Source organism: Brevibacterium gallinarum (assembly GCF_014836885.1).
Taxonomy (GTDB): Bacteria; Actinomycetota; Actinomycetes; order Actinomycetales; family Brevibacteriaceae; genus Brevibacterium; species Brevibacterium gallinarum.
In genome coordinates, this window is sequence record NZ_JACSPY010000022.1 from 1 (window position 1) to 21,639 (window position 21,639).

The 21,639-nt window shown below is 66.8% G+C and carries 16 protein-coding genes; 7 read left to right on the forward strand and 9 right to left on the reverse strand.

The window, feature by feature from the left end; translation table 11 throughout:
- Positions 1-72: 72 nt before the first annotated feature.
- The 8 genes from H9634_RS13835 to H9634_RS13870 form a co-directional block, all read right to left on the reverse strand.
- Positions 73-1,296 carry an MFS transporter gene (locus H9634_RS13835; RefSeq protein WP_191727390.1) on the reverse strand — a complete coding sequence of 408 codons (1,224 nt, stop codon included), beginning with the start codon at positions 1,294-1,296 and terminating at the stop codon, positions 73-75.
- Between the two features lie 83 nt (positions 1,297-1,379).
- Complete coding sequence (locus H9634_RS13840) at positions 1,380-3,119, reverse strand: HAL/PAL/TAL family ammonia-lyase (protein ID WP_191727391.1); 1,740 nt, start codon at positions 3,117-3,119, stop codon at positions 1,380-1,382.
- Between the two features lie 78 nt (positions 3,120-3,197).
- Positions 3,198-4,394: a cytochrome P450 gene (locus H9634_RS13845; RefSeq protein ID WP_191727392.1), complete on the reverse strand. Its 1,197-nt coding sequence runs from the start codon at positions 4,392-4,394 to the stop codon at positions 3,198-3,200.
- A gap of 166 nt (positions 4,395-4,560) precedes the next feature.
- Complete coding sequence (locus H9634_RS13850; RefSeq protein WP_191727393.1) at positions 4,561-5,349, reverse strand: IclR family transcriptional regulator; 789 nt, start codon at positions 5,347-5,349, stop codon at positions 4,561-4,563.
- Positions 5,350-5,370: 21 nt separating this feature from the next.
- The gene (locus tag H9634_RS13855; RefSeq protein ID WP_191727394.1) at positions 5,371-6,141 is read right to left on the reverse strand and encodes a hypothetical protein; all 771 of its coding nucleotides are present in this window, start codon (positions 6,139-6,141) and stop codon (positions 5,371-5,373) included.
- 20 nt (positions 6,142-6,161) lie between these two features.
- Entirely contained in the window at positions 6,162-6,944 is a 783-nt protein-coding gene (locus tag H9634_RS13860) for a PP2C family serine/threonine-protein phosphatase (protein ID WP_191727395.1), read from the reverse strand.
- A gap of 152 nt (positions 6,945-7,096) precedes the next feature.
- Entirely contained in the window at positions 7,097-9,079 is a 1,983-nt protein-coding gene (locus H9634_RS13865) for a hydantoinase B/oxoprolinase family protein (protein WP_191727396.1), read from the reverse strand.
- Positions 9,076-11,124: a hydantoinase/oxoprolinase family protein gene (locus H9634_RS13870; protein WP_191727397.1), complete on the reverse strand. Its 2,049-nt coding sequence runs from the start codon at positions 11,122-11,124 to the stop codon at positions 9,076-9,078. The genes H9634_RS13865 and H9634_RS13870 overlap by 4 nt, the downstream gene beginning before the upstream one ends.
- 153 nt (positions 11,125-11,277) lie before the next feature.
- Between H9634_RS13870 and H9634_RS13875 the strand changes: the two genes are divergently transcribed.
- On the forward strand, positions 11,278-12,969 hold the full coding sequence (locus H9634_RS13875) for a PucR family transcriptional regulator (RefSeq protein ID WP_191727398.1): 1,692 nt from the start codon (positions 11,278-11,280) through the stop codon (positions 12,967-12,969).
- Positions 12,970-12,976: 7 nt separating this feature from the next.
- Here the strand turns inward: H9634_RS13875 and H9634_RS13880 are convergent, their stop codons facing one another.
- Positions 12,977-14,584, reverse strand: coding sequence for a PucR family transcriptional regulator ligand-binding domain-containing protein (locus H9634_RS13880; protein ID WP_191727399.1), 1,608 nt, complete (start codon positions 14,582-14,584; stop codon positions 12,977-12,979).
- Positions 14,585-14,789: 205 nt separating this feature from the next.
- Between H9634_RS13880 and H9634_RS13885 the strand changes: the two genes are divergently transcribed.
- The 6 genes from H9634_RS13885 to H9634_RS13910 all read left to right on the forward strand — a co-directional run bounded on the left by H9634_RS13885 (position 14,790) and on the right by H9634_RS13910 (position 21,413).
- The gene (locus H9634_RS13885; protein ID WP_191727400.1) at positions 14,790-16,283 is read left to right on the forward strand and encodes a CoA-acylating methylmalonate-semialdehyde dehydrogenase; all 1,494 of its coding nucleotides are present in this window, start codon (positions 14,790-14,792) and stop codon (positions 16,281-16,283) included.
- A gap of 47 nt (positions 16,284-16,330) precedes the next feature.
- Complete coding sequence (locus tag H9634_RS13890) at positions 16,331-17,740, forward strand: aspartate aminotransferase family protein (protein ID WP_191727401.1); 1,410 nt, start codon at positions 16,331-16,333, stop codon at positions 17,738-17,740.
- 161 nt (positions 17,741-17,901) lie between these two features.
- On the forward strand, positions 17,902-18,066 hold the full coding sequence (locus H9634_RS13895) for a hypothetical protein (protein WP_225210991.1): 165 nt from the start codon (positions 17,902-17,904) through the stop codon (positions 18,064-18,066).
- Positions 18,063-19,637 carry a sodium/proline symporter gene (locus H9634_RS13900; RefSeq protein ID WP_191727403.1) on the forward strand — a complete coding sequence of 525 codons (1,575 nt, stop codon included), beginning with the start codon at positions 18,063-18,065 and terminating at the stop codon, positions 19,635-19,637. The genes H9634_RS13895 and H9634_RS13900 overlap by 4 nt, the downstream gene beginning before the upstream one ends.
- On the forward strand, positions 19,630-20,244 hold the full coding sequence (locus H9634_RS13905; protein WP_191727404.1) for a hypothetical protein: 615 nt from the start codon (positions 19,630-19,632) through the stop codon (positions 20,242-20,244). The genes H9634_RS13900 and H9634_RS13905 overlap by 8 nt, the downstream gene beginning before the upstream one ends.
- Positions 20,245-20,276: 32 nt before the next feature.
- A complete protein-coding gene (locus H9634_RS13910; RefSeq protein WP_191727405.1) occupies positions 20,277-21,413 on the forward strand; it encodes a diaminopropionate ammonia-lyase in 1,137 nt (378 codons plus the stop codon).
- The last annotated feature ends 226 nt before the right edge of the window (positions 21,414-21,639 follow it).

Genomic DNA, 21,639 nt, shown 5'->3' on the forward strand with positions numbered 1-21,639 from the left:
TCGTTACCCACCTCGATACCGGGGGTCTTCTCTGACCTCAAATCCCGTTCACAACCTCCCGAGGAACTACACCTAGACGAGCTCCTCGTCGACGGTGCCGGGTGCCGCGGCGAGCGCGCCGGTGATGCCCATGAGCACGCTGATGCCGATCATGAAGACGATCGGGGCCGTCCACCCGCCGGTCAGGCCGAGCAGCGCGCCGACGATCATCGGGCAGACGGCTGCGAGGATGTAGCCGCTGGATTGGACGAACGCCGAGGCCGAGGCAGTGATCGTGACATCGGTCGTCCGGCGGGTGATGAGCGCCAGCACTGCCGGGAAGGCGAAGCCGCCGTAGGCCAGCAGCACCGCCCACAGCACTGGTGCGGCGGCTGGAGAGATGAGCAGTCCGGTGTAGCCGGCGGTCGAAGCGGCGGCGAAGCTGAGGATGAAGGTGCGTGGATAGATGTCGCGGACGATGATCTGCGGGGCGAGGAACCCGCCGGGGATGCCGGAGAAGGCGACGATGCCGATCATGATCCCGGCGGTGACGAAGTCGAGGCCGCCGTCGCGGTAGATCTGGGGCAGCCAGCCGAACTGCACATAGGCGTTGACGGACTGGAAGCCGAAGAACAGCGCCATCCAGCGTGCCTTCGGCGAGGCCACGATGCGTTTGCGCACGCCGGTGCCCTCCGCCTCGGGAGCGGGGGAGGTGGCCATCTGCGGGACCGAGCCGGCGGCCCGGAGCACGAGCCAGGCGACGAGTGCGGTGACGGGGATGACCGCCCAGAAGCCCAGGCCGACCCGCCACGTGCCGGCCTGCTCGGTCAGCGGGGCGGTGAGCAGCGAGGGCAGGGTGGCGCCGAGGCCGAGCGAGACGGTGAAGACGGTCGCGGCGATCTGGCCGCGGGCCGGGAAGCGGGCTTTGACGTAGACGAGGAGGACGACGTTGCCCAGCGCCATGCCGACCAGTGCCAGCACGGTGAGCGTCGCGAATCCCGGCCAGCTGGCCGACAGGGCGCGGGCGATGACGCCGGTGGCGGTGCACACGCATGAGATCGTCAGCGCCCCGAACAGGCCTGCCCGCTTGAGCAGGGGCAGGGCGATGAGTCCGCAGGCGGCGAAGACGAGGCCGGGGAAGGCGGTGAGCAGCCCGGACTGCCAGGCGGTGAGGGAGAAGGCGTCGGTGACCTCGGCGAGGACTGGGCCCAGCGAGGTGGCGGCTGGACGCAGGCTCGCGGCGATGAGCACGAGGCAGGCGAGCGCGAGGGCATCGAGGCCCCGGCTGGTGCGAAACGGCGTGCTCTGGGCAGTCATCGCAGGCGGTGTGCTCCCTCGGTTGGCGGTGGGTGGATGGCGACAGCCCATCGTATCCCCTCACCGACCGGGGCGGGCCAGTCTCAGGAGGTGCTGGTCTGGCCGTCGGCGGCGCGGACGACGGCTCCGTCCTTGACGAGGGCGGTGGCGGTGCGCACCTGCGGGTAGAGGACGACGTCTTGGGTCAGGTGGGCGATCGCCCGGCCCTGCGTGTCGGTCGTCGAACGCAGCATGTCCATGACCCGCCGGCCGGCAGACGAGATCTCCTCACGGGTCACGGCCCGGCCGTCGGGGCGGCCGGCGGTCACCCGGAGTTCGAGTGCCTGGACGGCCATGAGCAGTTCGATGCCGACGACGGCTTCGATGTTGGCGACGATCTGGCGCAGGTGACGGCCGGCGTTGTTGGCCATCGAGACGTGATCCTCCTGGTTCGCCGACGTCGGGATCGAGTCGACCGAATCCGGGTGGGCGAGCGTCTTGCAGTCGGAGACGAGGGCGGCGGCGAGGTACTGGGGCAGCATGAACCCGCAGTCCATGCCGACCTGCTCGGAGTCGACGAGCATGTCCGGCAGACCGCGGTTGAGGGTGCCGTCGTCGAGGCGGAAGACGCGACGCTCGGTGATGTTGCCGATCTCGGTGACCGCGATCGAGAGGAAGTCAGCGGCGAAGGCGACGTATTCGGCGTGGAAGTTCCCGCCTGAGACCGCCTTGAGCGGTCGGGACAGCTGCGGGAAGACGAGCGGGTTGTCGGTGGCGGCGTTGAGTTCGCGTTCGATGACGCCGATGGCGAAGTCGAGCGTGTCGGCGACCGGGCCGAAGACCTGCGGGATGCAGCGCAGCGAATAGGCGTCCTGCGGCGGCTGCCTCTCCGGGTCGGCATCGCGGCTGCCGGTGATGAGCTTCGAGTCGGCCATGAGCTCGCGCATCCGGGCGGCAACGGCGATCTGGCCGGGCTGTTTGCGGGCGGTGTGCAGCTCGTCGATGAACGCATCGCCGAAGCCGAGTAGCGCCTCGATCGTCATCGACGCGGTCACCTGCGTGGTCTCCAGCAGAGTGGTGGCATCCCAGGCGGCCAGCGCCGTCTGGGCGAGTGAGAACGAGGTGCCGTTGAGCAGTGCGAGCCCGTCCTTGGCACCGACCGGGACGCGGTCGATGCCGGCGGCGGCCATCGCCTCGGTGCCGGGCACGATCTGGCCGTCGAGTACCGCCTCACCGGAGTCCTCGGGTTTGTCCTCTCCGGTCGGCGGGCCGGTGAGCACGAGGGCGATGTGGGCCAGCGGGATGAGGTCACCGGAGGCGCCGAGAGAACCGTATTCGGGCACGGCCGGCCACACATCGTGGTTGAGCATCGCGACGAGCCCTTCGACGAGCGGCCAGGAGATCGCCGAGTGTCCGGCGATGAGCGACTGGATGCGGATGAGCATGGTGGCGCGCACGACTTCTTCGTCGACGAGCCGGCCGATGCCCGAGGCGTCAGCGAGGATGAGCCGGCGGGACAGCTCAGCGGCATCCCCGGCAGTGGGGAACGCCTGCCGGCCGGCCAGCGAGCCGAAGCCGGTGTTGACCGAGTAGATCGCCTCAACGTCCTCGCCTGCCTTCATTCGGTCGATGACGTCATCGAGCCAGGCGCGCGACTCCCGGCAGGCCTCCTGCGCTGCCGGAGCGAGTGCAATGCGGCGGCGGTGCCGGGCGACGTCGACCATCTCGGCGAGACTCAGATCGGCCTCCCCGAGGGTGAGCACCGGGCCGTCGAACTCCTCGGCTGCTGCCGGCTGGCCGGGCAGTGGGGCGGTGGCGTGGTGCAGGTGCGGGCGTGCGGTCATAGAGGGGTCTCCTCGCAGGTCAGACGGTCAGATGGCAGGTGCGCTCGCGGCGCCGGGGTGCTCCGGCGCGGAGGCGGTTCAGGCGGGTGTGGCCTTGAGCGGCACCGAGGTGTAGGAGCGGAGGGTCGTGTGGATGAGCGGCTCGGGCTCGGCGGTCGGTTCGAGGTGAGCAACACGGGCGCAGAACGCGGAGAAGAACGCGTCCATCTCCATCCGCGAGATCGGCTGGCCGACGCACTGGTGGATGCCCATCCCGAAGGTCAGGTGCCCGCTGGCGTCGCGGTCGATGCGGAACTCATCGGCATCCGCGCCCCACTTTTCTTCGTCGCGGTTGGCCGCACCCGGGAAGACGAGGACCTTCGTCTCGGCCGGCAGGTCGATGCCGGCCAGCGTGGTGTCGCGGCTGGTGGTGCGGAAGAAGGACTGGAACGGTGCATCCCAGCGGAACGCCTCGTCGATGGCGTACTTCGCCAGCCTCGGGTCGGCATGCACGCGGGCGTACTGATCCGGGTGCTGGGCCAGCGCGTTGAGCGTGTTGGTGATCGCGAAGATCGTCGTGTCCAGCCCGGCGGAGAGCATCGCGCGCACGAGCAGTGTGGCCTCATCGGCATCGATCGTTCCGGCATCGGCGAACTCCCAGATCTGAGCACCCATGCCCGAGGTGTTGAGCACCTCGCGTGCGCAGTTCTCCAGCACCCAGTCATAGGTGCCCTCAGCGGCTTCGATGTGGCCGCGCGCGACCTCGTTCTGCGGGCCGAAGGTCGCGAAGTTCGCAGCCCCCTGCGCTGGCAGGTTTTCCGCCCGGCCCTCGCGCGGGATCCCGACCGCGTCGCCGAAGACGCGCAGCACGAACCGTTCTGCCACCTCGGCGGCGTCGAACGTGCAGTCACCGGTGAGCACATCGTCGAGGACCGTCTTCGCGTAGGTGGCGAAGCCCTTGCGCAGCGGGCGCAGGCGGCGGGGATTGATGACTCCGGTCATCGCCTCGCGCATGCGCGTGTGGATGGGCGGATCGACTTCGAGGATGCCCGGCTTGCGCAGCGGCGGGTCGTGGTGGATGTTGACGATCCCGACCCCGGCACCGGAGATGTAGGTCTCCCAGTCTTCGAGGATCTCGCGCACTTCGGCATCCCGGCCGAAGGCGTGCACGTTGTACTTGCTCAGCCAGGCGGCCGGCCCGGCGGCGCGCAGGCGGGTGAGGAACGGGTACGGGTCGCGCAGCACCTCGGGCGCGTACGGATCGTCGGCCAGCGCGGTCGCGGTGAGGGCCGTCATCGGAACCTCCGGGAGTGAGTGCGGTCAGGAGACGCCCGGCGGCAGGCTGCCATGTGCCGCCAGCTGTGTCTGCCCTCACGGTAGCCGTCGCCGAGGCGCGGCGCCCGTGCCAATCTCATGGGCTGGGAAGGCAGTCGGCAGGGTGGGGGAGCAGGCGAAGTGCGGCTCAGGCGGAGAGCTCGACACCGAGTTCTGCAGCGGCGGAGGTGAGGACCGGCGTCAGCGACTTCACGAGGTTCGCCGGAACCCGGTCGGCACGGCCGGCCACGGCCAGTGAGCAGATGACCTCCCCGCCAACGCGCACAGGTGCAGCCACAGCGACGGCATTGTCGATGAGCTCGCCGTGGGAGACCGCGATTCCGCGGGCGCGGATGTCCTTGAGGTCGGCAATGAGGTGCTGACGGCGGGCGAGTGCCTCCTTTTCATCGGCGGCATCGGCGCTGACAGCGCGGAGCGCGCCTTCGATGACGGCAGGCGGAGCGTAGGCGAGCAGCACGCGCTGACCGGCGCCGCGGTAGATCGGCAGCACTTGGTTGATGCGAAACGAGATGTCGGTATCGGCGCTCGGGGACACCTGCCGCAGACACACGGCGTTGTGCCCGGTGCGCACGGTGAGCACGGAGACCTTGCCAGTACGGTTCGTCAGACCCTGCAGGAAGGAGTGCCCTACTTCGACGAGCCGGGTGCGGGTGATGTCCTGACCCGACCAGGCCGACAGCCGCCAACCGGGCACGAAACGGCCGTGCTGCTTTTCGATGAGGTCGAAGTCTGTAAGCGTCTTGAGATACCGGTACGTCGTCGACAGCGGCAGGCCGAGTTCCTCGGAGACATCCTGGGCGCTGACCTCGCCACCTTCGGCAACGTGCGTGAGCACCCGCAGCCCGCGCACAAGCGCGGAGTCCGCGCCCGCATCGGAAGAGCGGGAATCTCCCGCTGCGCTGCCTGTCGAGTTCATAGGTTCAGGGTACGTCAGTGCTTAGGCATAGCTGTTCTCGCCAGGCGGATCGACGTCAACGAGCGGCGGCGGGGTTGGCACAGCTTGGCGACGCTTTCGGAACACAAGTTCCTGAGTGCTGGTGACACGGAGTGGATCGACATTATAGGTGTCGGCGATGACGGCGGAGAACATGTGCCTCCTGCTTCGCTTCATCATTCTTTTGAGCGTGCGATAGTCGCAGAGGTGCTCCGCCATCACGGCTGACCCTTCTGCGTGCACTCCGGCAAGAGAGAGGAACGTCTTTCGAGAGTGAGCGGCGACGTGTGCTCGGCTGAGCAATCCGATGTCTGACTGCTGGCCCTTGGTGTCAGAACGGGAGTAATACGTGGACTTGGTGGTGTGATCGAAGATCGTCCAGTGCTCACCCTGCTGCTGGAACGAGAATGCGGAGTCATTGTTGAGCGCCTTGGCGACGACGTTCGAGGACTTTGGTCCGCAGATCACGACCAGCCCAGGAGCCTGCAGGTCGATAGTCCCGTCGGGCTCGACAAAGGAATAGTCGACTCGAATCTTGAACGATTGTAAGAACAGTTCCAGTGTCTTGGCGGCAACGAAGTCTGCTTCGACGATTGCTGACCTGTTCGAGAGCTCGCGCCGTGGAAGACAGATGGTGATGGCGCGACTTCCGAAGAACTTTGCAATGACACGCTGTCGTCCACGGAACCTGATGAATCTCCAGATCACTGTCACGACGGTGACGATGGCGACGGTGCGAGACACCCAGTCGAATGCTTCAGAAATCGCGTCCATGGGGGAGTTCTCGCGGAGCGTCAGGAGGCGTGAGCGTGAACGAGGGTCATATCGTCTGCCCGACCGTGTGCAGTCATCACGTCGCGGTGAACGTTCTGAAGAACGTGCTCGGGACCGGCGTGGAGAACATCATGAACCATTTGCTCAGCGTCATCCCACGTTTCGGCTGCGAAGCCTGAAAAGACACCGTCTGTCATGAGTACCAGGTCTTCGGCGCTTGTTGATCCGGTGACAGCGTGCATGGCCGCATCGGGCCGATCGGCTGCGACCCAGAATCCTCCGCGTACATTCCTCGCAGCATCCTCGGCAGCTAAGAGAGCCGCTTTAGCGTCCTTGAGGTGTGCGCCATCAAGCTCATTGAGTTCGATCGCACGCTTCCGAGCGCGCTGTGCAACTCCGACGCATGCCAAACGAGTGTCCTGGATGAGGTGAGTTCCGTTCTCATCTGCGTACGCGACGGCCGAGTCACCAAGTACGAGCCAGTCCCAACCGCCATGCGGTCTCTGCCGCGCCATGGCTACGGTGGCTGAGACGTTGGTGCCCGAGTAGTCAGCTGCAATCTGTGCGATTGCCGAAGCGAGGAGCTCCGAGAGCGAAAGCGAGTCGTCTGCCGCGTGGGCTGTCAGAGCAGCGTCAAGAGAAGCAACGTAGTTCGAAATCGGGGCGGATGAGGTCCGAGTGGCACCGTCGATGACCCATGCAGTGCGGTTGACGGCACCCCAGCGGTCGTGATTCACGTGTTCGGTGCCCGGCGTAGATTTTCCCGAGAAGACCGGGACCGCGGCGATTGTCCGAACGCTCATGCTCCTCCTTCCGCCTGTTTTCAGTCTACGTCGCGGCACATCGCGTGTCAGGGTGTCCGCGTATCCCTGTGGATAACTCGAGAACGTCAGCGTCCGCACACACGTGTAGGTGTGCGGCCGCCTCAGTGCTTCAGGTCAGTGAGACCGATCGATCACGACGTCCAGTGCTTTGCTGAGCGCTTGGCCATCATGCGGCGGTACTCGGCGGTGGTGTCCGGGAACAACTCGCCGGTGCCCCAGTCGAGGATGACGCCGTAGCGGCGCAACACGTCGTGGACGTCGAGCTCGCCCTTCCGGTACTGCTCAGCCACCGCCTCGGGGTCGGCCTTCAGCCAGCCGGCGCGCTGGGAGCGGATCTCCGCACGCGCCTTCTCGGTCGCCTCGGCGTTGATCTCGTACTCATCGAGCTCAGCGTCGATGACCTTGATGACGACGCCGTAGTCGCGCTCGGCCCGGCGAACGGAGACGTACTCGTCGATGACGTCCTCGAGCACCGCCTCGGGCTCACGCTCCAGTGGATCACCGAACCCGCCGCCGCCAGCCGATGGGCGGGTGAAGGCGTCACCGGATTCGATCGGCACATTCGAGAACGTCGCTCCGAGGTACTTCTCGTCCTCGGTGCCCTTGTTCAGCCACACACCGTGCGGGTAGGACGGTAGTCCGCCCTCAATGCCCCAGGTGACGGAGCGGCCGCGGTCACAGCAGTAGCTCATGACGGTCTTGACGGCATCGGTGAGCACGCCGCCTTTCTCCACACCACAGCCGCCGCGGAACCTGCCGGGCCCGCCGGAGTCGGTGTTGATCGCGTGGCTGGTCGTCAGGATCGGGTTGAGGCGCTCCTGGCCCTCGACCGGCTGCACGGCAAGGCCGGTGCCGAACACCGGCGAGGTCGCCGAGGAGCCGTCCTTCGTCGCCCGGCCGCCCCAGCCGCCGGCCATCCAGTCGTACCACATGAAGTACTGCTGGTCGTCGGTGCGGCCGTCATGGCCTCCCACCAGCAGATACTCCAGGTTGAACGCGCAGGCCATCGCCCGCTCGGGCATGATCCTGCTCCACAGCTCGAAGATACCGTTCATGACCTTCTCGTACGGCCCCGAGCAGAATCCGGTCACCGCGTTCGGCCAGCCGGCGTTGACGACGGTGCCCTCTTCGCCGATGTCGGCGGTCACCGCAGCGTAGAAGCCGGAGTTGAGCGGCACTTCGGGGAAGAAGGTCTTCGTGCCTGCGTAGATCGCCGAATGCGTCGTGCCGTACCCGGAGTTGAGGAACGTCGAGACCGCCGGGGCCGAACCGGTCAGGTCGTAGTGGATGCCCTCACCATCGAGCCGCAGCTTGATCCGGATCGGCACGAGCCCCTCGCCGTGGGCGGGGTCGGCGTCGAGGTAGTCAACGGTCTCCCATTCGCCGTGCGGCAGCCCGGCGAGGCTGCCGAGCACGGTGCGCTTGACGTAGTCCTGCGTCTCCTGCATCGCGGTGAGCACGGTGTCCTTCGAGTACTTGTCGACCAGCCGGAGGATTTCGCGCTCGCACACCGCGGTCGCCTCGGACTGGGCGTTGAGGTCGCCGAGCGCCTGCGCAGGTGCTCGCGTGTTGGAGACGAGCAGCTGGGCGACGTCGTGGAGGAACTCACCGGCCCGCCACACCCGAACCGGGGTGATGCGCAGGCCCTCGGAGAAGTGCTCGCGGGCGTTGACGTCGAAGGAGCCTGGGACGTTGCCGCCGATGTCGGCCCAGTGGCCCTTGTTCTGCGCGAACCCGATGATCTCGTCCTCGACGAAGATCGGGCGGATGAACGAGACATCGTTCATGTGGGTGCCGCCGCGGTACGGGTCGTTAATGGCGAACACGTCGCCGGGGTTGATGTCGTCGCGGAACTCCTCCAGCACGGCCTTGCACTGGAAGTGCAGGGTGCCCACGTGCACGGCGATGTCGCCGCTGCCCTGCATGACGGTGTTGCCGTACTTGTCGCACAGGGCTGAGGAGAAGTCGCGGGAGTAGATGACGAACGAGTAGCAGGTCCGCAGGATCTGCTCGCTCATGAGGTCGACGCTGGTGGCGAAGGCGTTCTTGAGCACTTCGAACGTCACCGGGTGCAGAGTTGTCGCCGGTCCCGAGGCGTTGGTCAGGGTTTTCATTTCTCGTCTCCTTCGCTCGCGCTCAGGTGGATGCGGATGTTGAGCCATTCGTCGATGACTGCCGTCGTGTTCGGCGGCACGACGGTGGTCGAGTCGAGCTGGTTGATGATCGCCGGTCCCGACAGCTCCATCTCCGGGCGCAGGGCGTCGCGGTCGTAGACGGGGGTGTCGTGCCACTGGCCGTCGAAGTACACCTCTCGGCGCTCGACCGGCTCAGGCAGGGCCGAGCCGTCGGCTTCGGCCGGGGTGAAGGCCGGCTTCGGGGTCTTGCCGAGGGCCTTGAGGTGCAGCTGGTAGATCTCGACGGGGTTGTCGTCCTGGCGGAACGCGAACTGGCGCTCGTGCTCCTCATGGAAGGTGCGCACCGCCTCGGCCAGCGCGTCGGGGCCGGTGCCCATCGGCACCTGCAGGGAGCGCCACTGGCCCTGGTAGCGCATCGAGATGCCGCGCTTGAGCTCGGTGTCGGCCTCGGCGACGCCCTCATGGCGCAGCCGCTCGGCAGCAGTCGATTCGAGTTCGGCGAACTGCTGTTCGAGGTCGTCGCTGTCAGCGGTCGAGGCGACGGCGGTGTACATCGTCGAGAGGTCGTGTTGGATGTCGACGAGCAGGCAGCCGAGCGCTGAGGTGACACCGGGGCTCGGCGGGACGACGACGGTCGGGATGCCGAGTTCGCGGGCGACCTCCGCGCCGTGCAGCGCACCGGCGCCGCCGAAGGCCAGCAGCGCGAAGTCGCGCGGGTCGAGACCGCGGCGGATCGAGACGAGCCTCACGGCATCGGCCATGTTCGCGTTCGCCACATCGAGGATCGACTCGGCGGCTTCGGCCGGTTCGAGGCCGAGGGGTTCGGCGATCGTCGAGACGACGGCCTTCTCGGCCAGGTCGCGGCGCAGCGTCATCGCACCGCCGGCCAGGTCGGTGCCGAGCCGACCGAGCAGCAGGTTGGCGTCGGTGTTCGTCGGTTCGGTGCCGCCCTGGTCGTAGCAGGCCGGGCCGGGGTCTGCACCGGCGGACTGCGGTCCGTTGCGCAGGGAGCCGGCGATGTCGATGTGGGCCAGCGAACCGCCGCCGGCGCCGATGGTGAGCACTTCGATGCTGGGGAAGACGATCGGGTGGCCGTATTCGACCTCCCATTCCTTCGTCACCCGCAGCTCGCCGTCGGCGATGAGTGAGATGTCGGTCGAGGTGCCGCCCATATCGAGGCCGACGGCATTGTCGTACCCGCACTGCTCGGCGACGTGCTTGGCTGCGATCGCACCGGCGGCGATGCCGGAGGCTGCGAGCCTAACGGGGAACCGCTTGACCATCGCCGGGGTCATCGAACCGCCACCGGAGTGCAGGAGCAGCAGGTCGCCGTCGTAGCCGTCGTCCTTGAGCTGGCCGTCGAGGCGTTCGACGTAACCGGCGACCAGCGGGCCGAGCACCGCGTTCGACACGGTGGTATTGAAGCGGTCGTGCTCGAAGATCTCCGGCAGGATCTCCGCCGAGGTCGACACGGCCGCCTCGGGCATCTCCTCCTGCAGGATCTCGCGCATGCGCACTTCGTTCTCAGCGTTGGCGAAGGCGTTGATGAAGCAGACGGCCACCGTTGTCGTGCCGCGCTTCTTCAGCAGCCGGGCGAGCTCGCGGGCCTCATCTTCGTTCAATGCTTCGACGACGCGGCCGGAGTAGTCGACGCGTTCGGTGACTTCGAAGCGGTCGCGGCGGCGGATGTAGGGGCCGGACACATCTTTGTAGGCGTCCCACAGCTCATCCTTGGTGCCGTCGCGGATCTCGATGACATCGCGGAAGCCCTTCGTCGTCACGAGCGCGGCCTTGGGGAACCTGCGGGTGATGAGCGCATTCGTCGCCACGGTCGTGCCGTGGGAGAACAGGCTGACGTTACTCAGGTCGATGTTCCCGCGTTCGACACCGCCGATGACGGCGCGCATCGGATCGTCGGGGGTTGAGGGGACTTTCGTCACCCGCATGGTCTTGTCGGCATCGTCGAAGATGCAGACATCGGTGAACGTGCCACCGACGTCGACGGCCACTCGAAGATCTGTCATTTCTCCTCCTTTGTGAATTGCACCACAGTCTTGCCAAGTGTGTTCACTGCGGCAATGGAGAATCTGAGAACTTCGACAGGCGCTATTGTAGAAATCACAAAAGCCCTGGTGTGCTCCCCGCGCACGGGCCCGGCGCAGTGAGAAGGAGGACGGATGGCTCTGACCGTTCCCGAGGCGGTCGACGCCTTCGGTGGCGACGGCTCGATCCTCGTGCAGTCCCGCATGCGCTCGCCGGCTGCGATCACCGAGGTGCTGAGCGCCGGCGACCCACTGCCCGAAGTGCAGAAATCCAGCGGGGATCCCGCGCCAGCCGGCACCCGCATCCTGCTCACCGCTTCCGAGGCCGAACTGGCTGCCGCAGTGGCATCAACTGGTTCAGCCGAAGCACTGCGGTCAGCGGGCGTGCGCGCGGTCGTCATCTGCGGATCCGCGCTGGCGCGCCCCGAGGCCGCTGACACCGAGACGTCCTCTGAGGAAGCCGGCGCCTCGCTGTTCACACAGCTGAGCCAACGCGACATCAGCGTCCTGGGCTTCACCGGTGGCCCCGATGCTGCGGCAGCCCGGCTGTACCGCGCGATCGCCGACGCGGCTGCGGTCGAGACCGAGCGGCTGGCGATCATGCAGCAGCTGCTCGCCGCCGCTGACGCCGATGATCCGCTCGCCTCCCTCGTGCGGGTGATGGCCAGGCTGTGCGACGGGTCAGCGATGGTCTTCGACGACAGCCACGCGCTGCTGCACGCCTCCGGCGCCGGGCCGGTCAAGCTCATCGCCTCACACCTGGCGGACTCTGCGCATGCCGCAGGAGAGCCGTTCGCCGTCGGCCGCTGGAACGTCGCCGCCGACCTCATCCGCGTGCGCACCCACAGCTACCACCTCGTCCTCGCCTCGCATGACAGTGCCCGCCTGCGCACCACCTCGGCGACGGTGTTCGACACCCTGCGCTCGATCCTCGGATCCTTCGGCGCCGTCGAGGGATTCGCCCGCACCCAGCAGGTCGTCAGCTCCGCGGCGCTGCTGCGCGAACTCGAACTCGGGATCTCTGTCGGCGCCGAGCAGCGCAGCTGGCAGCGCATGGCCGAACTCGGCTTCACCCCGTATTCCGAGCTGCACTTCATCATCTGCGCGACCGCCGCCGGCACCGTCTTCACCCGCTCGGACCTCGACGCGATCCTCGCACCCGCCCACCTGTCCAGCCGCGTGAGCGACCGCGGGTCTGGAGCGGCACTCGGTATGCCGATGCTCGCGATCGAATCGGCCCGCCTCGGCGACCAGGACCCGGGCATGCGCCTGCTCGTCCCGGCTGGGGACGCAGCCGAGGCGCTCATCACCGGCCTCGGACAGGTGCCCGGCCGACTCGTCACCGGAGTCTCCGAACCCTTCAGTCAGCTCTCGGCGCTGCCGGAGATCGCCCGCGCCACCGAGACCGCCCTGCGCCTGGCCCGCCGCAACGCAGCGTTCGCCAATGGCAGCGGTGCTGCCGATCGTGAGGCGACCCCCGCCTCGGGAGCGGTGGTCCGGGTCGATGAGCTCTCCCCGCTCGAATGGCTGCTCGCCGGTGGGACGAGTCTGCGCGACCGGTCGGTGCTCGCCGGGTACGCGGCCGAGCTGCGCACCCGGCCCGAGCTGTTCGAAACGCTCCTGAGCTACCTGGCAGCCAACCTCACGATCAACCGGGCGGCTGCCGACCTCGCGATCCACCCGAATACGCTGCGCTACCGGCTCAACCGCATCGAGGAGCTGCTGGGTGGCTCGCTGTCAGACCCCCTCGTCATCGCCAATCTGTGCTTGGCGTTCCACTCCGAGCTGCTCGGGCGCGCGTCGCAAATGCAGACCGAGGCGGAGTAGGGCAGGGTCAGCGCTGCGAGCGCCACCACAGTAGCGCCATCAGCAGCGCAGCGCGGGACTCGGCATCTTCGAGCGAGACGCCGAGCCGCTTTTCCAGCCGCCGGGCGCGTTCGTAGACGACCGGGCGGCTGATGCCCAGCTGTGCCGCCACCGCGGTCTTGTTCCCGGCAGCCAGAACGTAGGTCTGGAGGAAATCGAGTGCTGCGTGGTCAGGAACCAATGACGCGTCTCCGCCGGTGCCGAGCAGCGGTGCCAGCTCGCTTTCGGCGAAGACCCGCATCCGCGCATCGTCGGCCAGGCCTGCGATGAGGCCGTTGAGCCGCAGGTCGGCGAACCGGTAGAAGGGACGCTTACGCACAGACATTCCTGCCGCGATCCGGGCAGTCTCGACTGCCGTCTCGAGGTCTCGGCCGGCAGCAAGCACGCTGCTGCGAGTTGGGCCCACCCCGATCGTGATGGGCCAGTTGAGATTGGCTTCGAGAGTGCGGCTGAGTTCGGCGAGAGGCGCGTCGACTGCGTCGGTGGGAAAGCCGACCAGGGCGACGACGGTGCCGTAGCGCCATGTGCCCGTCAGCGCGGAGAGACCCAGGCTTCGGCCTGCGGTGATGAGCTCGCTGCGGATGCGCCGCTCTTCCAGCTGGTAGTCGGAGAGATCGACCCCAGCGGCATCCGAGACGTCGGCAGTGTGCAGCGCGACAGCGGCGTATGTCTCCGATCGGCTCATCCCGTATCGCTGCGATCTCTGTGCGGCCACTTGGTCTGTCATCTGGGTGTGCGTCGAGAGCTCACCGAGGAAACGGTCAGTGGCGTCGAGCAGCAGATCCCGCTGATGCTGAGTCGCCATCCGCACGAGGGTGATGGCCTGACCCGCGCGCTCGAGCACCTCGGCGGCGTAGCGATCGGCAGGGTCTGCGAAAGGGGCAGCGAGTCTGCCCCACCGGTTCTGCTTCATCCCGACGGCCACCGCCCGCCCGCTGTGCAACGGCCAGTCATCGAAGAGGTCGTCCTCCGTCGCGTCGCGCAGTTCGAAGCTCAGAATGCGATGGGCGGCATCTTCGAGGACGACTGAGGTGTTGAGCAGGTCGCTTGTCCGCTCGACGATCTTCGCCTCATCCGCCCCGCTGACACTGAGCTCGGTGAACACCTCATGCACTTCGCGCGTGCGTTCGATCCACTCCAAGTGCTCGGCGATGAGCAGGCGGTGGGCCGTCTGGGTGATGCGGGCGAACCGGACCCGTTTCGTCAGTGCGATGACCGGGATCTGCAGACCTGCGCTCGCTGCGCGCAGCACCTCCAGAGAGGAGGCGTCCGGTACATCGTCGTCCGTGACGATCTCGACTGCGAACGCTGCTGCGCCGGCTGCCTCCAGACGCAGCAGGAACGCGCGGGTGCGACCGACGTTGAGGCGGAACGCCGGCCCGCTCGATAGCAGGAACTCCCCGCCCTCTAAAAGCGACGCGACGTCCTCGGTCTCAGCGATGTGGACCCACCGCACCGGTGCATCGAGCCGATCCTCACCGGAGAGGACGGCTAGCTGCGTCTGCTGAAGCTCGGGTACTGACAGAACCGTGCGGACGGTAACGCCCTCCCGGCCCGTCCCGTTCAGCGGGCTCACCTCGGGCTCCGCTCGCAGGACAGGTGTACGCGCATGGCGCTAGTTTACAGTCTGCAAAGATGCTGGGCGAGAGATTGACAGAGTGCTCAGTGCGCGGAGCCGCTGCGGGCATGATACTGGCGTCCAGCATTGTGGGGTCAGTCACACCGGGCTTCCGGCCCTGAGAACCCCGCACCTTCACATCAGCGATCGGGGAGAGGTTTCGATGGAGACTCTGGCACATTGGATCAACGGCACGGCTGTCACCGAAGACGACGGTGCGCGCACCGCTGACATCGTCAATCCGGCGACAGGAGTCGTCTCCGGTCGCGTGCCGCTCGCCGACGCCGAGCGGACACAGCAGGCGATCGCCGCCGCCAGTGACGCGTTCCCTGCGTGGCGGGACACGTCGCTGTCGAAGCGGACCGCCGTGCTGTTCGCCTTCCGTGAGCTGCTCAACGCACGCAAGGAGGAGCTCGCAGAGATCATCACCGCTGAACAGGGCAAGGTGCTCGCCGACGCGCTCGGTGAGATCAGCCGCGGCCAGGAGGTCGTCGAGTTCGCCTGCGGCATGCCGCACCTTCTCAAGGGCGGTCACACGGAGAACGCCTCGGCTGCCGTCGACGTGCACTCGGTGCGCCAGCCGGTCGGCGTGTCTGCCATCGTCTCGCCATTCAACTTCCCGGCGATGGTGCCGATGTGGTTCTTCCCCGTCGCCATCGCCGCCGGCAACACCGTCGTCCTCAAACCCTCGGAGAAGGATCCCTCGGCTGCGAACTGGATGGCCGAGCTGTGGAAGGAAGCAGGACTGCCCGATGGTGTCTTCAACGTCGTCCACGGCGGCAAGGAATCCGTCGACACGCTCTTGAGCGATGAGCGCGTCGCCTCCGTGTCGTTCGTCGGTTCGACCCCGATCGCCAAGTACGTCTACGAAACGGCGACCTCGCACGGCAAGCGCGTGCAGGCGCTCGGCGGCGCGAAGAACCACATGCTCGTGCTGCCCGATGCTGACCTCGACATCACCGCCGACGCCGCCGTCAACGCCGGATACGGCGCAGCCGGCGAGCGCTGCATGGCGATCTCAGTCGTCGTGGCAGTCGAGGACATCGCCGATGAGCTCGTCTCCAAGATCGCTGAGCGCACCCGCTCGCTCAAGGTCGGCGACGGCACCCGCGGCACCGACATGGGCCCGCTGGTCACCGTCGAGCACCGCAACAAGGTCGCCGGCTACATCGACGCCGGTGTGGAGGCCGGAGCCACACTCGTCGTCGACGGGCGAGAAGGAGACTTCGACGCCGACTCCGCTGATGCCTTCCTCAATCCGACGCTCTTCGACAACGTCTCACCGGACATGTCGATCTACCAGGATGAGATCTTCGGGCCAGTTCTCAGCGTCGTGCGTGTGAAGTCCTACGACGAGGGCCTGGCGCTCATCAACGAGAACAAGTACGGCAACGGCACCGCCATCTTCACCAACAACGGCGGGGCGGCCCGCCGGTTCGAGAACGAAGTCCAGGTCGGAATGGTCGGTGTCAATGTGCCGATCCCGGTGCCGATGGCCTACTACAGCTTCGGCGGCTGGAAGAGCTCCCTGTTCGGCGACACCCACGCACACGGAGCCGAGGGCGTGCACTTCTTCACCCGCGGCAAGGTCATCACGAAGCGCTGGCAGGACCCCAGCCAGCTCGGCATCAACCTGGGATTCCCGACCAACGGCTGATCACCGCATCGGACACCCCAGCCCTCAGCTTCAAAGGAGAACGAACCATGACAGACCAGCACGTCACCGACACCGGCCAGACGGCAGAGACCGGCAGCCGTCCGTACTCCCAGGACGATCTGGAACGTGCCCGGCGCGGCAAGGAGCTTGACCGCAAGCACGTCTTCCATTCGTGGTCAGCCCAGGACAAGATCGACCCGATGGCGGTCGTCGCCGCCCAGGGATCACGGCTGTGGGACGCCGATGGCAACGAGTACATCGACTTCTCCTCGCAGCTGGTCAACACGAACATCGGACACCAGCATCCAACGGTCGTCAAGGCGATCCAGGACCAGGCCGCCCGGCTGTGCACGATCGCACCACCGCATGCCAACGACGCCCGCTCCGAAGCCGCCCGGCTCATCACCGAACTGGCCCCCGAGGGCCTCAACAGCGTGTTCTTCACCAACGGCGGTGCCGACGCCAACGAGCACGCCGTGCGCATGGCCCGCCTGCACACCGGCCGCCAGAAGGTCCTCACGGCCTACCGCAGCTTCCACGGCGGCACCACGCTGGCAGTCAACCTCACCGGCGACCCGCGCCGCTTCGCCAACGACACCCCAGGCGCAGGCGTCGTCCACTTCATGCCGGCCTACACGTACCGGTCGTACTTCGGCTCAGCCGACGAGACCGAAGAGACCGAGCGGGCCCTGCGCCACCTCGAAGACATGATCGTCCTCGAAGGGCCGCAGAACATCGCAGCCGTCATGCTCGAGTCGATCCCCGGCACCGCCGGCATCTACGCGCCGCCACCCGGATACCTCGCAGGCGTCCGGGAGCTGACCCGCAAGTACGGGATCATGTACATCGCCGACGAGGTGATGGCCGGATTCGGCCGCGCCGGCGAATGGTTCGCCATCGACCACTGGGGCGTGACACCCGATCTCATCACCTTCGCCAAGGGAGTGAACTCAGGGTACGTACCCCTCGGCGGCGTCATCATCTCCGACGATATCCGCCAGACATTCGCCGAGCGCGCATACCCCGGCGGACTCACCTACTCCGGGCACCCACTCGCCACCGCGGCCGCGGTCGCCACCATCAACGCCATGCGCGACGAGGCGATGGTCGAGAACGCCAAGCGACTCGGAGCCGAAGTCATCGGACCGTACCTGGAGAAGATCGAAGCCAACCACCCGTCCGTCGGCGAGGTGCGCGGCATGGGCTGCTTCTGGGCCATCGAACTGGTGTCGAACCCCGAAACGCGCGAACCGCTTGCTCCCTACGGCGGCTCGTCCGAGGCGTTGGACCGGGTGACCGCGGAGATCAAGAGGAACGGCGTCCTGCCGTTCACCAACTTCAACCGCATCCACGTCGTCCCACCGCTCAACACCCCCGACGACGAGGTGCTGGAGGGCCTGAACGTCATCGACCGAGCACTCGACATCGCAGACGAATACGTCGAGCGGGTCAATTGATATCCCTCGACAGTCCGTGCGTAACTGGGACATGACTGAGAGACATGAGCTGATGGCAACGGTCTTCAGCCACATGCCGAAGACAGCACATGGGCGCACGAGCGGAACGCTCGTCTGACCTCAGCCCTTGAGACGGAAGGAACACGATGTTCGGTTTGCCAATGGCGACAATCCTCATCATTGTCGGCATCCCACTGCTGTGGATCGCCTACACGCTCATCTTCTTCTTCAGCACCCGCGGCTGGAGCCGAGAAGACGTTGAACACCCCGATGACTTCGGCGACGCCACACCCGGCGCTCACCCGGCAGCGGGAGGTGCGTCATGAGCATCGAGGTCATCTTCCTCATCGTCTACTTCGTCGCCATGGCCGGGATCGGCCTTTGGTCTGTGCGCGCCGGCTCGAAAGACGAAGAGGGCTTCCTGCTCGGCGGGCGCAGCCTCGGACCGGCGGTCACCGCCCTGCGCCTGCAGTCCTCGTCGATGTCGGGCTACATGTTCCAGGGCGCCGGTTCGCTCGGCTACACCAACGGCTACTTCGGCCTCTGGTACGCCATGGGCGACATCGGCGGCGGTGTGCTCAACCTGTCGGTCCTCGGCCGGCGGATGCGCAAGCTGTCGCAGATGCTCGGCTCGCTCACCTCGATCGAGTACCTCGAACACCGCTACCCGTCGGCGTGGACGCGTGCGATCGCAGCGCCCATCGGGCTCGGCTGCATGTTCATGTACGTGCTCTCGCAGTTCATCGCCGGCGGCCAGGGCCTCGAGATGGTCACCGGCATCCCCTTCCAGTGGGCGATGCTCGTGGCCATCGGCGTCATCGTGCTCTACACGTTCCTCGGCGGCTACCTCGCTGTGGCCTACACCGACTTCGTGCAGGCGATCGTCATGGTCATCGGCATGCTGTGGATCCTCATCGGCACGCTCATCGCCGTCGGCGGCCTGACCGCCGGCAACGAGGCGGTCGGCGAGATCAACCCCAACCTGCTCACCATGTGGGGCCCGGAGGGCTTCGAATCCGTCAAGTGGGGACTCGTCATCGGCGCCCTGCTCATCTTCTCGATCGGCTACATGGGGTACCCGCACGTCAACGTCAGCCACATGGCGATGAAGAAGCCGTCGGTCGCCCGAACGGCCGCGCTGTACTCGACCGGATTCAACCTGCTCTTCGTCCCGGCACCCTATCTCGTCGGTGTCATGGCGCTGGTGCTGCTGCCGAACCTGGCCAATCCGGAGATGGCGGTCTTCGGGGTGGCAGAGCTCGTGCTGCCGAACTTCGCCGTCGGCATCGTGATGGCAGCGATCATGGCCGCGATCATGTCGACTGCTGACGCGCTGCTGCTGCAGACCGGCACGATCGCCTCCCACGACATCTTCAAGCGCTTCATCAACAAGAACATCACCGAGAAGCAGTCGGTGTGGGTCTCGCGCATCACGGTGCTCATCTTCGCCACCGTCGGCTACATCATCGCCACGACCCGGGCACCGGGCATCGCCGATGTCGTCCTCTTCGCCACGACCATCCTCGGCACCGCATTCGTGCCCGCCTATGTTGCGGCCGTCTGGTGGAAGAAGGCGAACACCGCAGGTGCGATCGCCTCGATGATCGTCGGCACGATCGTCCCGATCGTCTGGGAGCTCGGCGGGCTCACCGACCTCACCTCGGTCGACCCGATGGCCAGCGTCGCGATCTCCGCACTCACCCTGGTCATCGTGTCGCTGGCGACGCAGAAGGCCAATCCGGTGCCTGCACACATCCACGAGATCCTCGTCGAGACCGACAAGGTCGGCCCGATCCCGGCCCGGCTGGCGATGGGGCAGAACAGCGGTCTGGCAGCCCAGGTCCCGGTGGCCGAATACAGCCAGACCGATCGGGCAGGAGGTGCCCATCGTGACTGAGGCGCCTGTACAGGAGGCAAGCCCCGCATCGTCGGGCTACGGCACTGCGGTCGCTTTGCAGCTCGAACCGACGATCACGCGCAGTGAGGCTGAGCAGGTGGTCCGACGCCGCCTCGGCGGTGGAACCGCAGCCGCGCGGCTCGTCCACCACCCGTTCTGGCTCGTCGAGGTCACTGCGCGCCGCATCCCCGGTCTGCTCGCTCGCCTCCGATCGTCCCGGCGCGCATCCGCTGGCACGCCTGCTGCTGAGGTGAACCCGGAGCAGACAGCCGCATCGACGATCACGGTGATGGTCGATGCCAAGGGCGGGACGAGCTTCATTTCCAGCGTTCCCGTCGTCGGAGATCGGGTGCCGACGCCCTTCGCCCTGTTCGGTGAAGAACCCGCTGGTGCTGTTTCAGACACCGCCCGGCAGCTGGTCGCAACCGCCCTGCGCAAACGGTTCCGACTCGGCATGAGCTTCGAGCTCTCGACCGCGACCCCGCAGCCGATCATGAAACCCAACTGGGTCGTCGACGCCACCGGAAAGGACATCGAGGCGACTGTGCTCGTCGACGGCTTCGACAGCTCATACTGGGTGATGAGCGCCGCCAAACTCTCAGCCTGAGCCGCCGGCGCCATGGACGACAGGAGAAGGTCATGAGCACACGCCGCCTGGTGGTCAACCCCTTTGCCGCGCCCGAGGCGGTGGCCCCGCCCGCAGACGCCGGAGCTGTGGTGCCCAGGACCTTCCACCAGACTCTGCCCGGATACGAGCCGACTCCGCTGCGCTCGCTGCCGGCAGCTGCCGAGGCGCTTGGCGTGCGCGCAGTGTGGCTCAAGGACGAGTCGACGCGCATCGGCACGCCGTCGTTCAAGATCCTCGGCGCCTCATGGGCGACCTGCCGGGTGCTCGCCGACTGGCTCGGGGTTGAGATCGCAGAGGCCGCCGACTTCGCTCTCCTGCGGGCCAAAGTGGCTGCCGCCGTCGAACAGACTGGCTCACGACCAACGCTGGCGGCGGCAACCGACGGCAACCACGGCCGCGCGGTGGCGATCATGGCCCGGCTGCTCGGGCTGCCCGCGCGGATCTTCGTCCCAGCCGACATGGTCGCCGAGCGGATTGCCGCCATCGAATCCGAAGGCGCTGCAGTCGAGGTCGTCGACGGTGGTTACGACGACGCGATCCGCCGCAGCGCCGAAACCGCGAGTGACGATGTGCTCGTCGTCTCCGACACCTCGTGGGAGGGTTACACAGAACCGCCGGCGTGGGTGATCGACGGGTACTCCACCATGATGGCCGAAGTGCATGAGGCGATCGCCGCCGGTGAGGCAGACGAACCGACTGTTGTGGCCGCTCAGATCGGTGTGGGTGCGTTCGCCGCTGCGGTGGTGCGCGGCTTCGCCCGCCCGGGTGGCCCGCGCCTCATCGGTGTCGAACCGACCTTGGCCGACTGCGTGGCTGTCAGCATCGAACGCGGCGAGCTGACTGAGATCCCCGGCCCGCAGACCTCGATCATGGCCGGACTCAACTGCGGGACACCCTCACCCATCGCCTGGCCCGACATGATGACAGGTTTCGACGCCTTCGCCACCGCCACCGACGACGATGCCCGCGAAGCGATGCGCCTGCTCGCCCGCGATGGCGTGGTCTCGGGTGAAAGCGGCGCTGCTGGGCTCGCTGGGCTGCTCGCACACCGGGAGGTGCTCGGTCTCGCCAATGACGATGTCGTGCTTGTCTTCTCGACCGAGGGTGCCACCGACCAGGGTGCCTACGACGAGATCATTGGCGCCTGACCGGCACGATCTGCTGACTTGGATCGAATCGGGCCCGTGGACAGTAACCCGGAGTTCAGGTGCTGAATGCCGGGAGTGTCGCGCGAAAGGCCGATCGTGCGGGGCATTAAGGCAATAGGTCTATCATCTGTGGGCGCGCCTTCATCGCGTGGATGACGAGTTCATTTCCACTGTCGAAAACCAGCACCACGGTTTCCAACAGGCGACCGCGGTTGTCGAATCCCAG

Excerpts from the sequence above, each read along its gene's own strand:
- H9634_RS13865 (WP_191727396.1), bottom strand. The coding sequence starts at position 9,079 with ATGAAAACCCTGACCAACGCCTCGGGACCGGCGACAACTCTGCACCCG.
- H9634_RS13910 (WP_191727405.1), top strand. The coding sequence starts at position 20,277 with ATGAGCACACGCCGCCTGGTGGTCAACCCCTTTGCCGCGCCCGAGGCG.
- H9634_RS13890 (WP_191727401.1), top strand. The coding sequence starts at position 16,331 with ATGACAGACCAGCACGTCACCGACACCGGCCAGACGGCAGAGACCGGC.
- H9634_RS13885 (WP_191727400.1), top strand. The coding sequence starts at position 14,790 with ATGGAGACTCTGGCACATTGGATCAACGGCACGGCTGTCACCGAAGAC.
- H9634_RS13840 (WP_191727391.1), bottom strand. The coding sequence starts at position 3,119 with ATGACCGCACGCCCGCACCTGCACCACGCCACCGCCCCACTGCCCGGC.
- H9634_RS13855 (WP_191727394.1), bottom strand. The coding sequence starts at position 6,141 with ATGGACGCGATTTCTGAAGCATTCGACTGGGTGTCTCGCACCGTCGCC.
- H9634_RS13860 (WP_191727395.1), bottom strand. The coding sequence starts at position 6,944 with ATGAGCGTTCGGACAATCGCCGCGGTCCCGGTCTTCTCGGGAAAATCT.
- H9634_RS13835 (WP_191727390.1), bottom strand. The coding sequence starts at position 1,296 with ATGACTGCCCAGAGCACGCCGTTTCGCACCAGCCGGGGCCTCGATGCC.
- H9634_RS13875 (WP_191727398.1), top strand. The coding sequence starts at position 11,278 with ATGGCTCTGACCGTTCCCGAGGCGGTCGACGCCTTCGGTGGCGACGGC.
- H9634_RS13845 (WP_191727392.1), bottom strand. The coding sequence starts at position 4,394 with ATGACGGCCCTCACCGCGACCGCGCTGGCCGACGATCCGTACGCGCCC.
- H9634_RS13870 (WP_191727397.1), bottom strand. The coding sequence starts at position 11,124 with ATGACAGATCTTCGAGTGGCCGTCGACGTCGGTGGCACGTTCACCGAT.
- H9634_RS13895 (WP_225210991.1), top strand. The coding sequence starts at position 17,902 with ATGGCGACAATCCTCATCATTGTCGGCATCCCACTGCTGTGGATCGCC.
- H9634_RS13850 (WP_191727393.1), bottom strand. The coding sequence starts at position 5,349 with ATGAACTCGACAGGCAGCGCAGCGGGAGATTCCCGCTCTTCCGATGCG.
- H9634_RS13900 (WP_191727403.1), top strand. The coding sequence starts at position 18,063 with ATGAGCATCGAGGTCATCTTCCTCATCGTCTACTTCGTCGCCATGGCC.